Here is a 17,176-nt window from a genome sequence, read left to right as displayed (position 1 = left end):
CCCCCTCCTGTTTCCAAATATACAGACTCTCTCGATCTTTCCCTGTAAAATGGGTATACTTTTCTTCCATGAGGCGACTCCTGTTTGTTAGTACCCATTATTATACATGGGTTGGAGTCGCACTTCATTTTAGAACTTTTCGGGTTTTAAAAGTTTCCAGTCAATTCGGTAATTTCAGTGGTAATCTTTGCCTGACGAACTTTGTTGTATTCCAACTTTGTTGTGTTGAGCAGAGTATTCGCATTGCGTGTTGAATTGTCCATAGAGATAAAGCGTGCAGCATGTTCAGAAAGTAATGATTGAAAAAGCAAATGCTGAAATTGAGCTTCAATATACTGTACTGCTAAAGTATGTAAAATATCGCGTGGCGCTTCATCCCAGATATACTCTTCTATCGGGAATGTTATTGTAGCAGATATGTGTGTTGGGTCAAAAGGAATAAGCTGGGTAATTGTAGCTTTTTGTACAAAGAAATTTTTGAATGTATTACTTATGATAGTAACTGATGTATACGCCGGTGTGGCCGTCATAATAAGGTCGGTTAATTCTTGTGCAATTGTTAAAAAATTGCGAGAAGTTAACGTTGGGAAAGAACAAATTAATTCTTCAGGATAGCTGTTTATTAAGTAATCAATAGGTTTTTTTCCAACGGCGCTAAAATGATAATGGGTAGATGGATTTTGGGATAGGTATTCATTCAAAATTTTTGATAATTGTGTGTTAAATCCACCGCAGAGACCTTTTTGAGATCCGATAATAATAATAAGAGGATTTTTGTCTGATCCTGTTGGCATAAGTTGAGCATGTGACCACGATGGAGTAGCACGTTGTACTTTTGTAAGGAGTGTTTTGAGAGTATTCAAATATTCGCTCAGCGGTTCTTGTTTTGTTTTGAGCCGTGAATGAGCTGACATTGAAATAATACGCATCACATCAGTGACTTTTTTTATTGTTTCGATGGTTTGAATACGATTACGCATTTGAATAAGTTTAGACATGAGACTCCATAGTTGCTTATGATTAAGCGACGATATGAATTTAATGTACTTGTAGTTGGATCATTTTTCAATGATTTTTAACCTTCGAGTATATCTAAATTTTTTCTGAAAACTTTATCTACTTTGTTCAGGCTATCGCACAATGTCCGTTTAAGATCCGAATTAACCACAAATTTTATATCAAGAGATTTTGAACTTGTTGCTTCATTCAGTTCGTTAACAGAGTTTTTTTTTGGTTCCAGTTTTTCTTTTAACTCAACTTCCTTTGTGTTGTGAGCTTCTTCTTGTTTAAGAATAGCATTAGCTTCCATCGTTAAAGGTTGAGGTTTCTCAGGAGAGAGTTCATTTTTTTGGAGTTTTACATTGTGCTGCGGGTCTACGGGAGTAACTATGTGTTGAGAAGGATTTTTGTTAGTAGGGGTTGCAGGGTTACCCTGATTATACCAACGATAAGTGAAAAATCCTCCCACGATTGTTGCTACAGTGGCTGCTCCTATTGCTAAGTTACGATCATCTTTATTCCACTCACAATAAGATGTGGAAAATGGAAGTGTTGTGAGGGTCAGAAGAATGAGTAAAAATTTTTTCATAGTCAATTCCTTTTGTTTTTAATACATATTAATATTTTATAATTCAATTTTTAGTTTAGCTTTTTTATACTGGCTGTCAAAGGAGCTGTGTGTAGTCTTTTTATCGATTGATTGTAACAGGGCTGTGTTAATTTGCTATACTTATGATAAAGGGGAATATTACCAAAATATGTGTTTATCCATGGAAAAGTATGATTATTGTTGTGGATGCGTACAATCTTTTACGTGCCGTGCCTCCCTATAAAAAAACGATCACAGATCAGGAGAGAATAAAGTTTATTGCTCAACTTTCTGGATATGGTCGTCGTAAAGGGCATAAGATAGTCATTGTTTTTGATGGAGGGCCACACGAATGGCCATTTAAAGAAAACATGAAAACTGTTGTGATTGTCTATTCTGGTATTCATGAAAGTGCTGATGATTATATCAAAGAATATATCGATGCTCATAAGGCAAAAGATCTTTTACTGGTATCGTCTGATTCTGAATTAAACCGTTATGCAGCACGCTTGAATATTCCTTCAATTGATTCATCAACATTTTTCCATCTCCTCAATCAGGAAATGTCAGAAAGACAGTTGCCGACGGTAGATCAAAAACATGAGCAGGCTGTTACGATTATGCATGATAGTGCAGAAAGTATTGATGATTTGATGATGGAAGCAAGTAAGACTGTGACAGTAAAGAGTGAAGACTTTGTTGCAAATAAAGATCGAACGACGAAATCTGAGCGAACGAGTAAACAAGAGCGAGCGTTATTAAAAAAATTAAATAAGTTGTGAAATTATCCAAAAAAAACCCTTTAGCTCCGCTCGCCCTGAGTTTTTTTGCTTGCAAAAAAGTATCGAAGGGTGCATCATTAAATTGGCTTTTTTTGGTGATTTTTTTATATACAACCCTTCGATACACCTCTTTATCCCCAGCTTCGATACGCTACGCCGGGGTCCCCGTGTGGAATGAAATGGAACATGGGGTTAAGGGTACTCAGGGCGAGCGGGATTTGGAATATTGATCATGATTAAAGAGATAGTGTATTCATTGCAACAGCATGATGCGGTAATTCAAGAATTAAAAAAATTAATGGCAGACTTTCAGATTTTTGCGTGCAGTGGTTCTCTTGGTGCAGGCAAAACAACAACAATAAAGGCATTATTGCGCAGTTGCGGAGTTACCGGCCCTATTACCAGTCCAACGTTTACCTATGTTAATGAATATGAAAATAATCAGGGTGAACGCTTTTACCATTTTGATTTGTATCGCATCACAAGTGTAGAAGAATTCCAATCACAAGGATTTGATGAATATTTGTACCAAAGTAATAGTTGGTCATTCATCGAGTGGCCAGAAGTTATTAAGCCGTTGTTGACGCACAATGTCTGTTATCTTTCTTTTGATTATCACGAAGATTCTGATAAGCGGATTATAAAGCTAGAGTCTAAATAAAAGAGGCTCCATGCTAAAACATGGAGCCTCTTTTGTTTATTGAAGATTGTTTTAAATAAACAAGCCTTCTTCTTCAAGAATGTCGGATGCGACATTAAAGAATGATGGACCATTTTTAAGTTTAAATGTTCTGTTTAATGAACCATCTTCGTTACGTAAGATTTCAACATGATGGTTGCGGTATGTGCCACTAGTTTCTGTTTCAAGATCAACCATTTTTGGATAATGCGTTGCGATAATGCTGATGTTGTTCTTATACGTTCCCAAATGTTTTGCAAAACGCAACGCTGCCATTTCACCTTCTTTTGGAGATGTTCCAGTAAATACTTCATCGATTATAACAAAGCTGAATTCATTTGATTGTAGGCTTTGCACCATATCGAGTAGTTTTTTCGCGCGCATTACTTCTGATTTAAAGAGCGATGCTCCCGTTGCAATATCATCGGAGATGTTCATAAAGCAGTTCAATTGAGTGAATGGAGTTAACGTAAGGCTTTCTGATGGAGCTATGCCAAATGTTTGTGCCATAAGTACGTTAAGCATAATTGCTTTAATGACCGTTGATTTACCACCCGTGTTTGGTCCGGTCAGAATGCTGTTTGGGCATGAAGAACCAAAGGTTGCATTATTAACTACAACAGTATCTGGGTTGATGAAAGGGTTCCAGAAGTTGCGTGCATCTATAATTGGCGTTGTGCTGTTTTCAACAAAGTTTACCATGCAGTAACGCGCTTCTTTATCTTCGCGTGAACTATAGAGTTTGCTGAGTGCAACATACATATCAAGTTCACCAGCTGCTGCAAAAGCAGGAGCAAGCTCATTTTTAACTTGTTTCATAAGTTCGTATGCGGCAAGTACACGACCAGTGATAGAGAAGAATGAAGCTTCACCTTTAAAAGTATTGGTATCAAGCATGCCAAGGAGTTTATTAAGTTTAGCAGAATGCTTTGCAGTGTTATTGAAATCAGCTAACGGTTGAAGCGATGGTAGATATGTTAAAAGTTCTTTGTTTTGGTTAATTAAAGAGCTCAATTTCTTAAGTTCTTTAACATGCGATGATGTAGCAATAAGAATATCTTGAAGATGGTAGTACATTTCTTGTGAACTTTTTAGAGCCATTGCAGTACCATAAGCCATAAGTCCTTGGAGAGCAACTGGAACAATCAACGCCACTTTTGCTGCAGGAGGAGCAGCTTTAAGTCCATCTGCTACTATTTTTCTCATTTCAGAAAAAGGAATACCGTTTTCTTTGGCGCAGTTATACATTGTAACGTTTGCTACTATAGGAATATAGAGCGTCCCGAATGCACATTGTAAAAGGCCATAAGTTCTATTAGTTAGCTCTAGTGCAATGGTATTGGTATTAAATTGTTTTAATACATTAGCAATATCAAATTGCTGTCCAAAGTAGGAAAACTTAATTATTTCCTGATTAACGGCAGGTTTTGTGTGCCAGAACATAGAAGATTTACTCTCAACCGTACTGGTATGGTTAAGTATGCGGTCTAGTTCTTGAAGCGTGTGTTCATTGTTGTTCAAGTAAGTGATAGCCTGTTGGCGTTTGTGTAAGATCGTTGTATCAGTTGTGGGGTGACAGAATGTCAATGCGGCGTGTGCTTTACCTGCTGCAGTATTGATATCACCGAAAATGTTGCCGAAAAGATGGTGCTGGCTATTTTCTCCGCCGCCAATAATTTCTAGTTTATCAATACATGAACTGTCAATAATGTTTGTTTTAAAATTGTGAGAAGATGCAACTAGGTTAAAAGCGACTTCTTGGACTTCGCGTGGTGTGAGTAATTGCTTCTTTGGGTCAATTTGCTGTTTGAATTTTTCAGTAAAACTGGCATTGGGATTAATCGCGGGAGTTGCTGGAGTTGGTTCTTCTATGCCAAACGTTGACGTAAGGTATTTGTTGCTAATGTGTTTGATAAGTGAATTTTCTTGGGTGATTTCATTAGTGAATGCATAGCCAGGATTTAATAAGCTAGCAAAGATAATAATAGATATGACTGATGTGCGTTTGAACATGCGGTAACTCCTTTAGGATATTTATGGAGGGAAAATAATTTAATATTCAATTTTAATTATAGTGGTAATTTATTCTTTTGTCAAAGGCAGTTTTTATTTTTTCATAGCTATGGCAGAGGGGTAGTTAGCAGAAAAAAGAGTTAATTTTGAAGAATTTTATAAAAAAATCGATTTTTCGTTAAAATTAAGTTGAAATCCATTGAGAAAAACAATATTATAGTTGAACAAGCTTGTGGAATATGCTTGGGTACGGCGAGGTTCCCGAGCGGCCAAAGGGGGTGGACTGTAAATCCATCGGCTATGCCTTCGCTGGTTCGAATCCAGCCCTCGCCACCATACTTCGCCAAGGCTTTTAACCCAATCTTCATTATATTTCGATTGGGTACTCGACTGAAGAGAATCGTAAGTTGGGTATTAAAAGACTTAAGGAGTATGACCTTCGAAGCTCGTTAAAGCGTAGTAGGACTGACTATACACAACCTTATTGTGTAGTTTCATTTGGAAGAAGACTAAAAAAGTTGAAATGTGCGGGAATAGCTCAATTGGCAGAGCGACAGCCTTCCAAGCTGTAGGTTGCGAGTTCGACCCTCGTTTCCCGCTCCAGAAAAGCATAATGCCGGCGTAGCTCAGTTGGTAGAGCAGCTGATTTGTAATCAGCAGGTCGTTGGTTCGAATCCGATCGCCGGCTCCATTTTTTAATAAGCATCATGTTTCTGATTTCTAATACACAATAGGTGTTCAAAAAGTTTGTCTTTTTCTGTTTTTTTAATTAATCTATAATAAACCGTAAGGATTGCGGTTCGCGCCCACGTAGCTCAGAGGCAGAGCACTTCCTTGGTAAGGAAGAGGCCACCGGTTCAATCCCGGTCGCGGGCTCCAGATAGATCGTTTGTTCAAGGTCTTTTAAGTATCTTTATAATTATGGCAAAAAATAGAAAAACTACTCATTTGGTTTGCGAAATATGCAAAGAGCGTAACTATACTCAGGTTGTTTCAAAAAAAAGAACTATCGGTTCATTGAAACTGAGTAAGTATTGTTCACGTTGTCGCAAACACAATGATCATAAAGAAACAAAATAGGCCTTTTGTAGGTCAGTAGCTCAATTTGGTAGAGCAGCAGACTCCAAATCTGCCGGTTGGGGGTTCGAGTCCCTCCTGGCCTGCCATAGAAAGAAGAAAAAAGATGATAAAAGATGTAACACAGTTTGTTAAAGACGTGCAGCTTGAACTCTCAAAGGTTACTTGGCCTAAATTTAATGAGTTTGTAGGATCAATGATAGTTGTTCTACTGCTCATGTCTTTTTTTTCAATTTACTTAGGTTTAGTTGATAAAGGGCTTACTGAGCTCTGGCGTTTTGTTGTTAGATTGTATAGTGGTTACTAGTTTTGACAGGGCAAAGATTATATGAAGCGCTGGTATGTGGTACAAGTATATGCAGGATATGAGCAAGCAGCTAAAGTTGACATTGAAAAGCGAATTCAGGCAGAAGGCATGCAAGATTTCTTTGGAGAGATTCTTGTTCCTTCCGCTAAATCAAAGCAAATGTTTACTGTAGATGACAGTGCTGATCAGCAGCTTTTTCCTGGTTACATTTTAGCCGAAATGGAAATGACTCCCGAGTCACTTCGTGTTGTAACGGCAAGCATTCGTGTCTTGAGGTTTTTGGGGGGCAAAAATCCTGAGCCAATATCACAAAAAGAGATAGACCGTATAATTTCTCAAGTTAAAGGGGAAGTTGCGGTTGAGATTACGCGAGAAGAGTTTTCACTTGGTAGTGAGGTAGATATAGTTGAGGGGCCGTTTGCTGGATTTGTCGGGATTATTGATAGCGTAGACTATAATAACGAAAAATTAACGGTTATGGTTAGTATTTTTGGCAGAATGACCCCAGTTGAACTTGGCTTTCATCAAATTAAGCGATAATCAGTGAGGTAATTGTCTATCATGGCAAAAATAGTTAAAGCAAAAATTAAGCTTCAGATTCAGGGTGGTAGCGCGACTCCAGCTCCTCCAGTAGGATCGTCACTTGGTCAACACCAAGTTAATATTATGGAGTTCTGCAAAGCATTTAATGCTCAAACAGCCGGTCGCAAGGGCGAAACTGTGCCAGTGGAAATTACTGTACACACGGATCGTACGTTTGAGTTTAGAGTAAAAACAGCTCCTGCTACGTACTACATTAAGAAAAAAGCAAATCTTACAAAAGGTTCTGCTCGTCCGCATGAACAAAAAGTAGGAAAAATTTCGTGGAGAGATATTGAAGAGATTGCAAAAATTAAAATGCCAGATTTGACAGCAATAGATATAGAACAAGCGAAAAAAATTGTCGCTGGCAGTGCGCGAAGTATTGGAATTGACGTTGTTGATTGAGCTAGGGAAATATAATATGGCTAAGCATGGAAAGAAATATCAAGCTGCAGTATCAAAAAAACCTAATGGTGATCTTGGTGTAGATGCAGCATTGCAACAAATTAAAGATCTTTCCTTTGCTAAATTTGATGAGGCTGTTGATGTGGCTATCAATTTGGGCATAGATCCAGCTAAGGGTGAGCAAACAGTTCGAGGTTCTGTTGTTTTGCCTCATAGCAAAGGGAAAGAAAAGGTCATTATTGTATTTGCAAAAGGTGAATTTGCCGATGCAGCAAAAAAAGCAGGTGCTGATTTTGTAGGCATGGAAGATCTTATTGAAAAAGTACAAGGTGGCTGGCTTGATTTTGATTATGCAGTGGCGACACCGGATGTCATGGGAGCAGTTGGTGTGCTTGCACGAGTGCTAGGTCCTCGTGGATTGTTACCGAACAAAAAAGTAGGTACAGTTACTTTTGAAGTAGAATCAATTATTGCTGATTTAAAAAGAGGCCGTGCTTTCTTCAGAAATGATAAGCAAGGCATTGTTCATTTTTCAATTGGTAAAGTTTCATTTGATGTTCAAAAACTTCATGATAATTTGGATGCTTTAGTTAAGGCAGTTGTAGCGTCAAAACCTGCGACCGCTAAAGGCAAGTATTTAAAGAAAATGACCATGTCCTCAACAATGGGCATTGGTATTTCGATTAATTCTGATGAATTTGTGCGTTCCTTATAGGTAAAGAGGTTGCGATGAATCGGCAACAAAAAGAATCAGTTGTTGAGTTGTTTCATAAAGATTTTTTGGCAAATAGGGGCACCTTTTTTGTTAACTATTCCGGATTAACTGTTGAACAAATGCAACAATTAAGAAGGCAGTTGAGAGCAAAAGGTGGCGCGCTTAAAATTGCAAAGATGCGGCTTGTTAAACGAGCTCTTGCAGGAATTGATGGCGCCGATGGACTTCTTTCTCATTGTAAAAATCAATTAGGTGTCGTTTTTGCTTATGATGCAGCTGAGCTTTCAGGCGTAGCAAAAACTCTGAGTGATTTTTCAAAAAAGAATGAAGCTCTTGGTCTTGTTGTTGGTTGTGTGGATGCGCAGTTTTTGGATAAGATGGCAATATCTCGTATTGCATCTCTTCCATCAAGAGAAGTACTACTTGCTCAGCTATGTGGTACGCTTAATGCTCCATTGACCTCGCTAGTGTGTGGACTTAATTCTATGTTGGTTAAGCTTCTTGTTGCTTTAAAAGAAATTGAAAAGCAAAAACAAGCATAGTTAATAAGTTTATTTGTATGATAATTGATAGTGTTTGTTTAGTATTTATTTTTTAAATGTTTAGGGATTGCAATGGCAGCAAAATCTTACGAAAAATTTATTGATGAAATTGGCAATATGACAGTTCTTGAGCTTGCTGATCTTGTTAAAGCTCTTGAATCAAAATTTGGTATTTCAGCAGCTATGCCAATGGCAGCAGCAGCTCCAGCGGCGGCAGCTGCAGAAGCAGCTCCAGCAGCAGCAGAAAAAAGCGAATACAAAGTAACGCTTAAAGATGCAGGCGCTGAGAAGATCAAAGTAATTAAAGCATTGCGTGAAGTTATTCCTAATCTTGCGCTTTCTGATGCTAAAAAATTAACAGAAGAAACGCCAGCTGTCATCGCTGAATCAGTAGCAAAAGCTGATGCAGAAAAGATGAAAAAGAAACTTGAAGAAGTTGGCGCAAAAGTAGAGCTTGCATAGCGTTGTTATGCAGGCTTGTCTATTGTTCTGATGCTTCATCAGGCTTCCTCTTTAGCGTAAAGCTATGGAGGATGCAGCAGCAGTAAACGCCGTCTGCCCGCAGAAGCCTTGGCGAAGGCGGGTCGAAGGATTTTTTTTTGGTGTAGTGGGGGATGGAATTTGATTGGCCACATGTTTGGCGTTAGTAAGGAGTGGTCTTAATGTCTAATGCACTTATAAGCAAGAGTACTCTTCGTAAGCAATATGGTAAAATAAAGGATGTAGTTCCTGTACCAAATTTGATTGAAATACAATCAACATCGTTTAATGATTTTGTTCAGCTTGACTATCTACCGCAAGAGCGAAAGCTCATTGGACTTGAAAAAGTATTGCGGGACATTTTTCCTATTGAGTATGAAGATAAGCTCTCTCTCGAGTACGTTAGTTATGAGTTAGGGCAGTGGACTTGTACGTGTGGAAAGTTGACTGGTATAGAAAGTCGTTACCAGTGGCGTTGTACATCGTGTAATAAATCCGATTGTTCACGTTTATCAAAAGATCAAACGTGTACGTATTGTAAGGAAAAAACTGCACGTTATATTACGTGCTCTAACTGTTTGGTACGTACAACTGTTCATACGCCGCTTACTCTAGACGAATGTCGCACAAGCGGTCAAACATTTTCTATGTCTCTAAAAATTAAAGTGCAGTTGATTAATTGGACGACCAATGCTGAAGGCAATAAGATAGTTCGCGATATTAAAGAGCAAGATATTTTCTTTGTTGATTTGCCGGTTATGGCGGATCTTTTTGAAGAACAAGGAAGATTTAAGCTTGGCAATTTGGGTTCTTTCTTGATTAACGGCGTTGATCGTGTTGTTGTTAGTCAGCTGCATAGATCTCCTGGTGTGGTTTTTTCACAAAGTAAAAAAGTAAAAGATTTCCGTGGAAGACCATATTATCTTGCACGTATTATACCAATGCGTGGATCTTGGATTGATTTTGAATCTGATAGTAACGACATTTTATATGTACGTATTGATAAGAAGAAAAAATTATACGTCACTACATTCTTGCAAGCATTAGGTTTTTCTCGCGACGACATTATTCCTCTCTTTTATGAGTTTGATACTATTTCCCTTAAAAAGGATCAATATTTCCGTGCAATAGATGAAAATCTTATTGGGCAGCGTATTGAAAAAGGGATGGTTCCTGCTGAAGATGAGGATGATTTTGTTGGTCGTAGAGTAACAAAAGATTTACTACCGAAGTTTAAAAAAGCTGGGATTAAAGCACTAACGCTTAAATCAGATAGCTTGATTGGCCGCGTTTTTGCAAAAGATGTTGTAGATTCAGAGACTGGTGAAATCCTTATAGAACAAGGCGAACTATTCTCTGAAAATCATCTTAAAGTTTTGAAAAAATTTGACACTCTCCAATTTGAGTTGATTAGATCAAATGGTTATGCATTGCAACCGACTATTGCATTAACTCTTGCGCAAGACAAATGTCATTCTCAAGATGCTGCATTAAAAGATTTGCATTCAAAAATATGGCCAGGTGACACCTCTTCAATAAAAGAAGTGGGAGAGCGTTTAACTAACTTGCTCTTTAATAATCGTTTTTATGATTTAACACGCGTTGGTCGTGTTCGTATGAATCGAAAATTAAGTTTATCAACAACAGAAGAGCAATTGGCATTAACCAAAGATGATATTGTTCAAACTATTCGATACCTCGTTAACTTACGAGAACGCGGAGAAGGTGAACTTGATGATATAGATCATTTGGGTAATCGTCGTGTTCGACTGGTTGGTGAGCTATTAAATAACCAAATGTATCTTGGTTTCACGCGCATAGAGCGTATTGTACGCGAGCGTTTTAGAATGCAAGAAGCACATGGTGCATTAATGCCTCAAGACTTCCTTAATGTTAAACCATTAAGTGCAGTTATTAGAGAATTCTTTGGTCTTGGTCAGCTTTCTCAGTTTATGGACCAGACAAACCCAATGGCAGAGCTTGCGCATAAGCGTCGTTTATCTGCGCTCGGGCCAGGCGGTGTTCTGAAAGATCGCGCAACATTTGAAATTCGCGATGTTCATCCTTCTCACTATGGAAGAATTTGTCCTATTGAAACACCAGAAGGTCAAACGGTTGGTTTGATTTCCTCTCTTGCAACGTATGCAATGGTGAATGATTTAGGGTTTATTGAAACAGCATACAGGCCGGTAGAAAATGGCAAGATTCTTAATGAAGTAGTCTTTTTGGACGCTTTTGAAGAATCTGGTAATTATATTGCTCAGGCAGATGCTATTGATCCAAAAACAAATCAGCTTAAAAAAGAAAAGATTTTTGCTCGACATGACGACAACTTGTTGTATGTTGATCCAGAAAAAATTAATTACATTGATTTATCGCCGAAACAGTTAGTTTCTGTTTCTGCCGCGTTAGTACCATTCCTTGATCATGATGATGCTGTTCGTGCGCTTATGGGTGCAAACATGCAACGTCAAGCAGTTCCGCTCATTACAACCAAAGCACCAATTGTCGGTACTGGTATGGAGCGAGAAATCGTTAAATCATCAGGCGCGTTGGTCTTGGCTAAACGAAGCGGTGTTGTTGAGTATGTTTCTTCGGACAAAATTATTGTTCGAGTAGACGAAGATGAATGTGCCAATACTGAAGATTGGGTAACTCATGGAATTGATACCTATCATCTGAAAAAATTCCAACGTTCAAGCTATAGCACATGGATCCATCATGCACCGATTGTGCAATGTGGTGAAGCTGTTAAAGCTGGGGATGTTTTAACGAACGGAGCTTCCATTTCTGATGGTGAGTTAGCATTAGGGAAAAACTTCTCAGTAGCCTTTATGTTGTGGCACGGTTACAACTTTGAGGATGCTATTGTATTGAGCAAACGTCTTGTTAGTGATAACGAACTTACGTCAGTGCATATTGATGAATATATAGTCGATGCACGTGATACTAAACTTGGACCAGAAGAACTTACGCGTGATCTACCAAACGTGAGTGAATCAGCGTTGGAAAGTTTGGATGAGGATGGTATTGTTCGTGTGGGTACTCGTGTAAAACCGGGAGATATTCTTGTTGGTAAGGTAACCTTAAAAGGTGATATCCAATATTCTCCTGAAGAAAAATTATTACGTGCGATTTTTGGAGAAAAATCACGCGAAGTACGAGATACATCATTGCGTGTTCCACCTGGAATAGAAGGTACTGTTATTGATGTAAAAATATTCTCAAGAAGCGGTGTGCGAAAAGATGCTCGTTATAAGCAAGAAGTAGCAAAGCAAATTGAGAAATTAGAAATTAATAATGTCCATCATGTTGTTTTCTTACAAAAAATGATCACTGGTAAAGCGTGCGATATTGCGCATGGCAAACAGGCAGCGGCGGATGTCAAAAAAGGCGTTCGTAGTGGCAAGTTTAACAAAGAAGAATTAAAAGACTTTACACTTGAAGACCTTTTCAAGCTCAAGTTAAAAGATAAGTCTGCTCAAGAAGAGTTGAAGCGATTGAAAGATTCTTATGAAAATCAGCTTCGCATTTTAGAAGGCTTAAAAGAAGATCGCATTAATCACTTTAAAAAAGGTGATGTCTTACCATCTGGCGTTATTAAGATGGTTAAAGTGTATATTGCGATGAAACGTCACATCTCTGTTGGGGATAAAGTGGCGGGTCGTCATGGTAACAAAGGTATCGTTTCTGCCATTGTTCCACGAGAGGATATGCCGTATTTAGACGATGGTACGCCAGTTGATATCGTATTAAATCCATTGGGTATTCCATCTCGTATGAACGTTGGGCAGATCCTAGAAACAATTTTGGGTCTTGCAGGCAAAGAGCTTGGTAACAAGGTTCAAAAATTATTAGAAGTAGATGGTTATGAAGCGGTAAAAAAATATCTGATTTATTGTTTTGGAAAAGATGTTATCGCAGATTACGAAGCAAACTATGGAAAAGAAGGTGTCATGGAGCTTGCACGTAGAACAGCAGAAGATGGTGTTCATTTCAAAACACCAGTGTTCGACGGAGCTACATTAGAAAAAGACATAGAACCATTATTGAAAGATCTTAATCTGCCATCATCAGGATCATTCATGGTGCGTAATGGTAGGACGGGTGAATATTTCCAACAACCTGTTACCATTGGCAATATTTATGTAATGAAATTAAACCATATGGTTGATGATAAGCTACATGCTCGTTCTGTCGGACCTTACTCACTTGTAACACAGCAACCTTTAGGCGGTAAAGCTCAACAAGGTGGTCAGCGTCTTGGGGAAATGGAAGTATGGGCGATGGAAGCTTATGGAGCAGCGTATGCCCTACAAGAAATGTTAACCGTTAAATCCGATGATGTAACTGGTCGTCATAAAGCATATCAGGCAATTATTGCTGGCGATGATGTACCAGAGCCGGGTGTTCCAGAATCATTTAACGTGCTTATTAAAGAGCTTCAAAGCTTAAACTTACAAGTGGATCTACTCAAGTTGGGGAAGGAGAATGTTAATGAGTAATCAAATGCTAGAACGTTTTAAAGAATATATAAACGTTACACGCTTTAATGTTATTAAAATCGGTCTTGCTTCTCCAAAAAAGATTCGCTCTTTATCGTATGGTGAAGTGAAAAAAATTGAAACGATCAATTATAGAACACTAAAACCTGAGCGAGATGGATTGTTTTGTGCGCGCATTTTTGGTCCGGTAAAGGACTGGGAGTGTAATTGTGGAAAATACAAGCGTATGAAACATCGCGGAATTACGTGTGAAAAATGTGGTGTTGAGGTTATTCAATCACGCGTTCGTCGTGAAAGAATGGGACATGTTCAACTTGTTGCGCCAGTGTGTCACATATGGTATCTGAAGGGTATTCCGAGTTATCTTGGATTGATTCTTGATATGCCAGTGAAAGATTTAGAAAGAGTTATCTATTTCGATATGCATATGGTTGTTAAACAAGGTAAGTCTCCGTATCCAGTGAAAACGTTGTTGAGTTCAACTGAGTATGAAAACTACATTATGCAACGCGCTGATGATACTGAATTTCTTGCAGAAATAGGTGCAGAAGCGATTCGTCTTGTTTTAAGTTTTATGGATCTCAAGATTGAACTTGAAAAACTTCATTCTGATTATGCACACACAACTTCTATAGCAGTGCGTCATAAAATAACTCGTCGGATGAAAGTGATAACTGGTCTTATTCATGGCGCGATTAGCCCTGAATGGATGATACTTACAGTATTACCAGTTCTTCCACCAGATTTACGACCGTTAGTACCACTCGAAGGTGGTCGCTTTGCAAGTTCTGATTTGAACGAATTATATCGTCGTGTATTGAATAGAAATATTCGTTTACAAAGACTTATCGAAATTGATGCTCCTGGTGTCATTATCAAAAACGAAAAGCGTATGCTTCAAGAATCTGTTGATGCGCTTATTGATAATGGCAGAAGAGGCCAAGCTGTTCGTGGTTCGAACAAACGTCCGTTAAAATCTTTGAGTGAAATGCTTCGTGGTAAACAGGGACGTTTCAGACAAAATCTTCTTGGACGTCGTGTTGACTATTCAGGACGGTCTGTAATTGTTGTTGATCCAGAATTACGTATGGATCAGTGCGGTATTCCAAAAGCTATGGCGCTAGAACTTTTCAAACCATATATTTATGCAGGGCTTATTGAACGTGAATTAGCGTCCAATATGCGTGTTGCTCGTCGTATGGTTGAAGAATTAGAACCAGAAGTGTGGGATGTTTTAGAAGAAGTGGTAAAAAATAGACCAGTACTTTTAAACCGTGCTCCAACATTGCATCGTCTTGGTATCCAGGCTTTCTATCCCATTTTAGTTGATGGTAAAGCAATTAAGATTCATCCTCTTGTTTGTTCTGCATTTAACGCCGATTTTGATGGTGATCAGATGGCGGTGCATTTACCATTGAGTAAAAAATCTCAGTTGGAAAGTGATCGCTTAATTCTTTCAACAAACAATATTCTTTCTCCATCAAGTGGTCGTCCAGTAACCGTTCCTTCTCAGGATATGGTTCTTGGTCTTCACTTTATGACTAAGATTCGTAAAGGATCACGCGGAGAGGGAATAGTATTTTCTAATGTTGCTGAAGTTGTTACTGCGTTCCAATGCAGCAGCGTTGATCTTCATGCACAAATAAAAGTACGTTTATTTAATAACGAAATTGTTGAAACAACAGTTGGACGTGTTTTAGTTTACGAAGCGTTACCACAAGGTTTTGCATTCCAATCAATTAACAAGATATTAAAACGTAGTGATTTAGGTAAATTGATAGAGCAAGTCTACTATCAATTTGGTAAAGACGCGACGGTGCTTTGCTTGGATAGAATTAAGCATCTTGGTTTTTACTACGCTACAATTTCCGGCATTTCACTTTCTATTGAAGATCTTATTGTACCAGTAGAAAAAGATGCCATTGTTCATAAAGCTGAAAAAGAAGTTGAAAAGATTGAATCATTATACATGGATGGTGTTATCACCAATGGTGAGCGCTATAACAAAGTGATTGGTATTTGGCGAGATGCAACAGCAGCTGTTGCGCAAACTATGTATAATCAGCTTGATGTTGCTGATAAAAAAGTATTTGCTAATGAAGATCAGTTAAACAAACCATTCAGTCCTGTATTTATGATGTTAGAATCCGGTGCTCGTGGTACAAAAGATCAGGTTAAACAGCTTGTTGGTATGCGTGGTCTGATGTCAAAACCGACTGGTGAAATTATTGAAATACCGGTTAAGTCAAACTTTAAACAAGGCTTAAGCGTATTTGAGTACTTCATTTCAACTAACGGTGCTCGTAAGGGTCAGTCAGATACGGCGTTAAAAACAGCAAGTTCTGGTTATTTAACTCGTCGACTTGTTGATGTTGCTCAAGATGTTGTGGTGACTGTTGCCGATTGTAATACGCTTGGTTACCTTGAAATTGCTGATTTAAAAGAAGCGGGTGATACCGTGTATCCAATGGGACGCCGTGTATTTGGTCGTGTCCTTGCTGCGGATCTGAAAGATCCTGTAAGTGGAGAACTTCTTTTACATCGTGGAGATGTGGTAACACGTGACTTGATACCAAAACTTGATAGTTCAGCGGTATCTAAAGTTCTTGTTCGTTCCGTGCTTTCTTGCCAAGCAAAACGTGGTGTTTGTACACTTTGCTATGGATATGATTTATCCAAAGGAAGACTTGTTGATGAGGGAACAACCGTTGGTATTATTGCTGCGCAATCAATTGGTGAACCGGGAACTCAGCTTACCATGAGAACATTCCATATTGGTGGTTTGGCGAGTGGTCTTACAGAGCAACCATTTATTAACGCAAAATATGACGGAACTGTTGAGTGGCATGGTGTGCGTGTAGTGATCAATCCACAGGGACAAATGGTGGTTATGAGTAGAAAAGCTCGTGTCCTTATTGTTGCTCCGGATGGTCGCGAATTACAACAACATGTTCTTGAATATGGTTCTATAATCTATGTAAAAGATAAGCAAGAAGTAAAAGAAGGCACTAAGCTTGCAGATTGGGATGCGTACAACAAAGTTCTTATGACTGAAAAAGCGGGAACGGTTGTCTATCTTGATCTTATAAAGAACGTGACTCTTCATGAACGTTTTGATGAAGCAACTGGTAAATCAAGAAGCATTGTAATGGGAACACGTGGTGAACAATATCAGCCAGCAATTAGTATCGTTGATGGTAAAGGTGAGGAATTAACACAATACTTCCTTCCTGAAGGTTCTTACGTCAACGTTACCGAAAAGCAACGTGTTGATATTGGTGACGTTCTTGTTAAAATGCCTCGTGAAGTTGCAAAATCGAAAGATATTACAACGGGTGGTCTTCCTCGAATCGCAGAACTTTTTGAAGCACGAAGTCCAAAAGATGCAGCAATCCTATCTGATGTAGATGGTGAAGTTGTTATCGGTGGGTTACATCGTGGATTTAGAAAAGTAAGTGTGGTGAGCAGTGCAGATCGTCATGAATACTTGGTTCCACGTGG

At 38.6% G+C, this 17,176-nt stretch carries 13 protein-coding genes and 5 tRNA genes; 15 read left to right on the top strand and 3 right to left on the bottom strand.

The genetic code is table 11. From position 1 onward, the window contains the following. Positions 1–146: 146 nt before the first annotated feature. Complete coding sequence (locus tag VJJ26_05070; GenBank protein HLC07520.1) at positions 147–998, bottom strand: FoF1 ATP synthase subunit gamma; 852 nt, start codon at positions 996–998, stop codon at positions 147–149. Positions 999–1,075: 77 nt separating this feature from the next. Next, positions 1,076–1,588 carry a hypothetical protein gene (locus tag VJJ26_05065; protein ID HLC07519.1) on the bottom strand — a complete coding sequence of 171 codons (513 nt, stop codon included), beginning with the start codon at positions 1,586–1,588 and terminating at the stop codon, positions 1,076–1,078. A 191-nt stretch (positions 1,589–1,779) separates the two neighbouring features. Here VJJ26_05065 and VJJ26_05060 point away from each other — a divergent pair, with 191 nt between their 5' ends. Then, complete coding sequence (locus tag VJJ26_05060) at positions 1,780–2,370, top strand: NYN domain-containing protein (protein ID HLC07518.1); 591 nt, start codon at positions 1,780–1,782, stop codon at positions 2,368–2,370. 232 nt (positions 2,371–2,602) lie between these two features. Further along, entirely contained in the window at positions 2,603–3,031 is a 429-nt protein-coding gene (gene tsaE, locus VJJ26_05055) for a tRNA (adenosine(37)-N6)-threonylcarbamoyltransferase complex ATPase subunit type 1 TsaE (protein HLC07517.1), read from the top strand. 51 nt (positions 3,032–3,082) lie between these two features. Here the strand turns inward: tsaE and VJJ26_05050 are convergent, their stop codons facing one another. Beyond that, positions 3,083–5,062 (bottom strand): hypothetical protein, encoded by a 1,980-nt coding sequence (locus tag VJJ26_05050; GenBank protein ID HLC07516.1) that lies wholly within the window; start codon positions 5,060–5,062, stop codon positions 3,083–3,085. A 251-nt stretch (positions 5,063–5,313) separates the two neighbouring features. Between VJJ26_05050 and VJJ26_05045 the strand changes: the two genes are divergently transcribed. From VJJ26_05045 to rpoC, 13 genes are all read left to right on the top strand, one after another. Next, positions 5,314–5,398, top strand: a tRNA-Tyr gene (locus VJJ26_05045). Between the two features lie 191 nt (positions 5,399–5,589). Continuing rightward, positions 5,590–5,665: transfer RNA gene (locus VJJ26_05040), tRNA-Gly, on the top strand. A gap of 12 nt (positions 5,666–5,677) precedes the next feature. Further along, a tRNA-Thr gene (locus tag VJJ26_05035) sits at positions 5,678–5,753 on the top strand. Positions 5,754–5,866: 113 nt separating this feature from the next. Then, positions 5,867–5,941: transfer RNA gene (locus VJJ26_05030), tRNA-Thr, on the top strand. A 42-nt stretch (positions 5,942–5,983) separates the two neighbouring features. Next, positions 5,984–6,142, top strand: a complete 159-nt coding sequence (rpmG, locus tag VJJ26_05025; protein HLC07515.1) for a 50S ribosomal protein L33 — start codon at positions 5,984–5,986, stop codon at positions 6,140–6,142. Positions 6,143–6,151: 9 nt separating this feature from the next. Continuing rightward, positions 6,152–6,228 (top strand) — tRNA-Trp (locus tag VJJ26_05020). 239 nt (positions 6,229–6,467) lie between these two features. Further along, entirely contained in the window at positions 6,468–6,986 is a 519-nt protein-coding gene (gene nusG / locus VJJ26_05015; protein ID HLC07514.1) for a transcription termination/antitermination protein NusG, read from the top strand. Between the two features lie 21 nt (positions 6,987–7,007). Next, positions 7,008–7,433: a 50S ribosomal protein L11 gene (rplK, locus tag VJJ26_05010; protein ID HLC07513.1), complete on the top strand. Its 426-nt coding sequence runs from the start codon at positions 7,008–7,010 to the stop codon at positions 7,431–7,433. A gap of 16 nt (positions 7,434–7,449) precedes the next feature. Then, positions 7,450–8,148 carry a 50S ribosomal protein L1 gene (gene rplA, locus VJJ26_05005; GenBank protein ID HLC07512.1) on the top strand — a complete coding sequence of 233 codons (699 nt, stop codon included), beginning with the start codon at positions 7,450–7,452 and terminating at the stop codon, positions 8,146–8,148. A 14-nt stretch (positions 8,149–8,162) separates the two neighbouring features. Then, positions 8,163–8,690, top strand: coding sequence for a 50S ribosomal protein L10 (rplJ, locus tag VJJ26_05000; GenBank protein ID HLC07511.1), 528 nt, complete (start codon positions 8,163–8,165; stop codon positions 8,688–8,690). Between the two features lie 72 nt (positions 8,691–8,762). Further along, a complete protein-coding gene (gene rplL, locus VJJ26_04995; GenBank protein HLC07510.1) occupies positions 8,763–9,152 on the top strand; it encodes a 50S ribosomal protein L7/L12 in 390 nt (129 codons plus the stop codon). Positions 9,153–9,352: 200 nt separating this feature from the next. Beyond that, positions 9,353–13,675 carry a DNA-directed RNA polymerase subunit beta gene (gene rpoB / locus VJJ26_04990; protein HLC07509.1) on the top strand — a complete coding sequence of 1,441 codons (4,323 nt, stop codon included), beginning with the start codon at positions 9,353–9,355 and terminating at the stop codon, positions 13,673–13,675. Next, positions 13,668–17,176 (top strand): DNA-directed RNA polymerase subunit beta' (gene rpoC / locus VJJ26_04985; protein ID HLC07508.1); only part of this gene is annotated, 3,509 nt, incomplete at its 3' end. The genes rpoB and rpoC, both read left to right, overlap by 8 nt.

It is taken from the genome of Candidatus Babeliales bacterium, assembly GCA_035288105.1.
In the GTDB taxonomy this organism is placed as follows: Bacteria; Babelota; Babeliae; order Babelales; family Vermiphilaceae; genus SOIL31.
Note: the sequence above shows the minus strand (reverse complement) of the source record. Positions and strands in the feature narration are given on the sequence as shown.

Bases quoted from the DNA above. Each gene is read 5' to 3' on its own strand.
- VJJ26_05070 (HLC07520.1), bottom strand. From the start codon at position 998: ATGTCTAAACTTATTCAAATGCGTAATCGTATTCAAACCATCGAAACA.
- VJJ26_05065 (HLC07519.1), bottom strand. From the start codon at position 1,588: ATGAAAAAATTTTTACTCATTCTTCTGACCCTCACAACACTTCCATTT.
- VJJ26_05060 (HLC07518.1), top strand. From the start codon at position 1,780: ATGATTATTGTTGTGGATGCGTACAATCTTTTACGTGCCGTGCCTCCC.
- tsaE (HLC07517.1), top strand. From the start codon at position 2,603: ATGATTAAAGAGATAGTGTATTCATTGCAACAGCATGATGCGGTAATT.
- VJJ26_05050 (HLC07516.1), bottom strand. From the start codon at position 5,062: ATGTTCAAACGCACATCAGTCATATCTATTATTATCTTTGCTAGCTTA.
- rpmG (HLC07515.1), top strand. From the start codon at position 5,984: ATGGCAAAAAATAGAAAAACTACTCATTTGGTTTGCGAAATATGCAAA.
- nusG (HLC07514.1), top strand. From the start codon at position 6,468: ATGAAGCGCTGGTATGTGGTACAAGTATATGCAGGATATGAGCAAGCA.
- rplK (HLC07513.1), top strand. From the start codon at position 7,008: ATGGCAAAAATAGTTAAAGCAAAAATTAAGCTTCAGATTCAGGGTGGT.
- rplA (HLC07512.1), top strand. From the start codon at position 7,450: ATGGCTAAGCATGGAAAGAAATATCAAGCTGCAGTATCAAAAAAACCT.
- rplJ (HLC07511.1), top strand. From the start codon at position 8,163: ATGAATCGGCAACAAAAAGAATCAGTTGTTGAGTTGTTTCATAAAGAT.
- rplL (HLC07510.1), top strand. From the start codon at position 8,763: ATGGCAGCAAAATCTTACGAAAAATTTATTGATGAAATTGGCAATATG.
- rpoB (HLC07509.1), top strand. From the start codon at position 9,353: ATGTCTAATGCACTTATAAGCAAGAGTACTCTTCGTAAGCAATATGGT.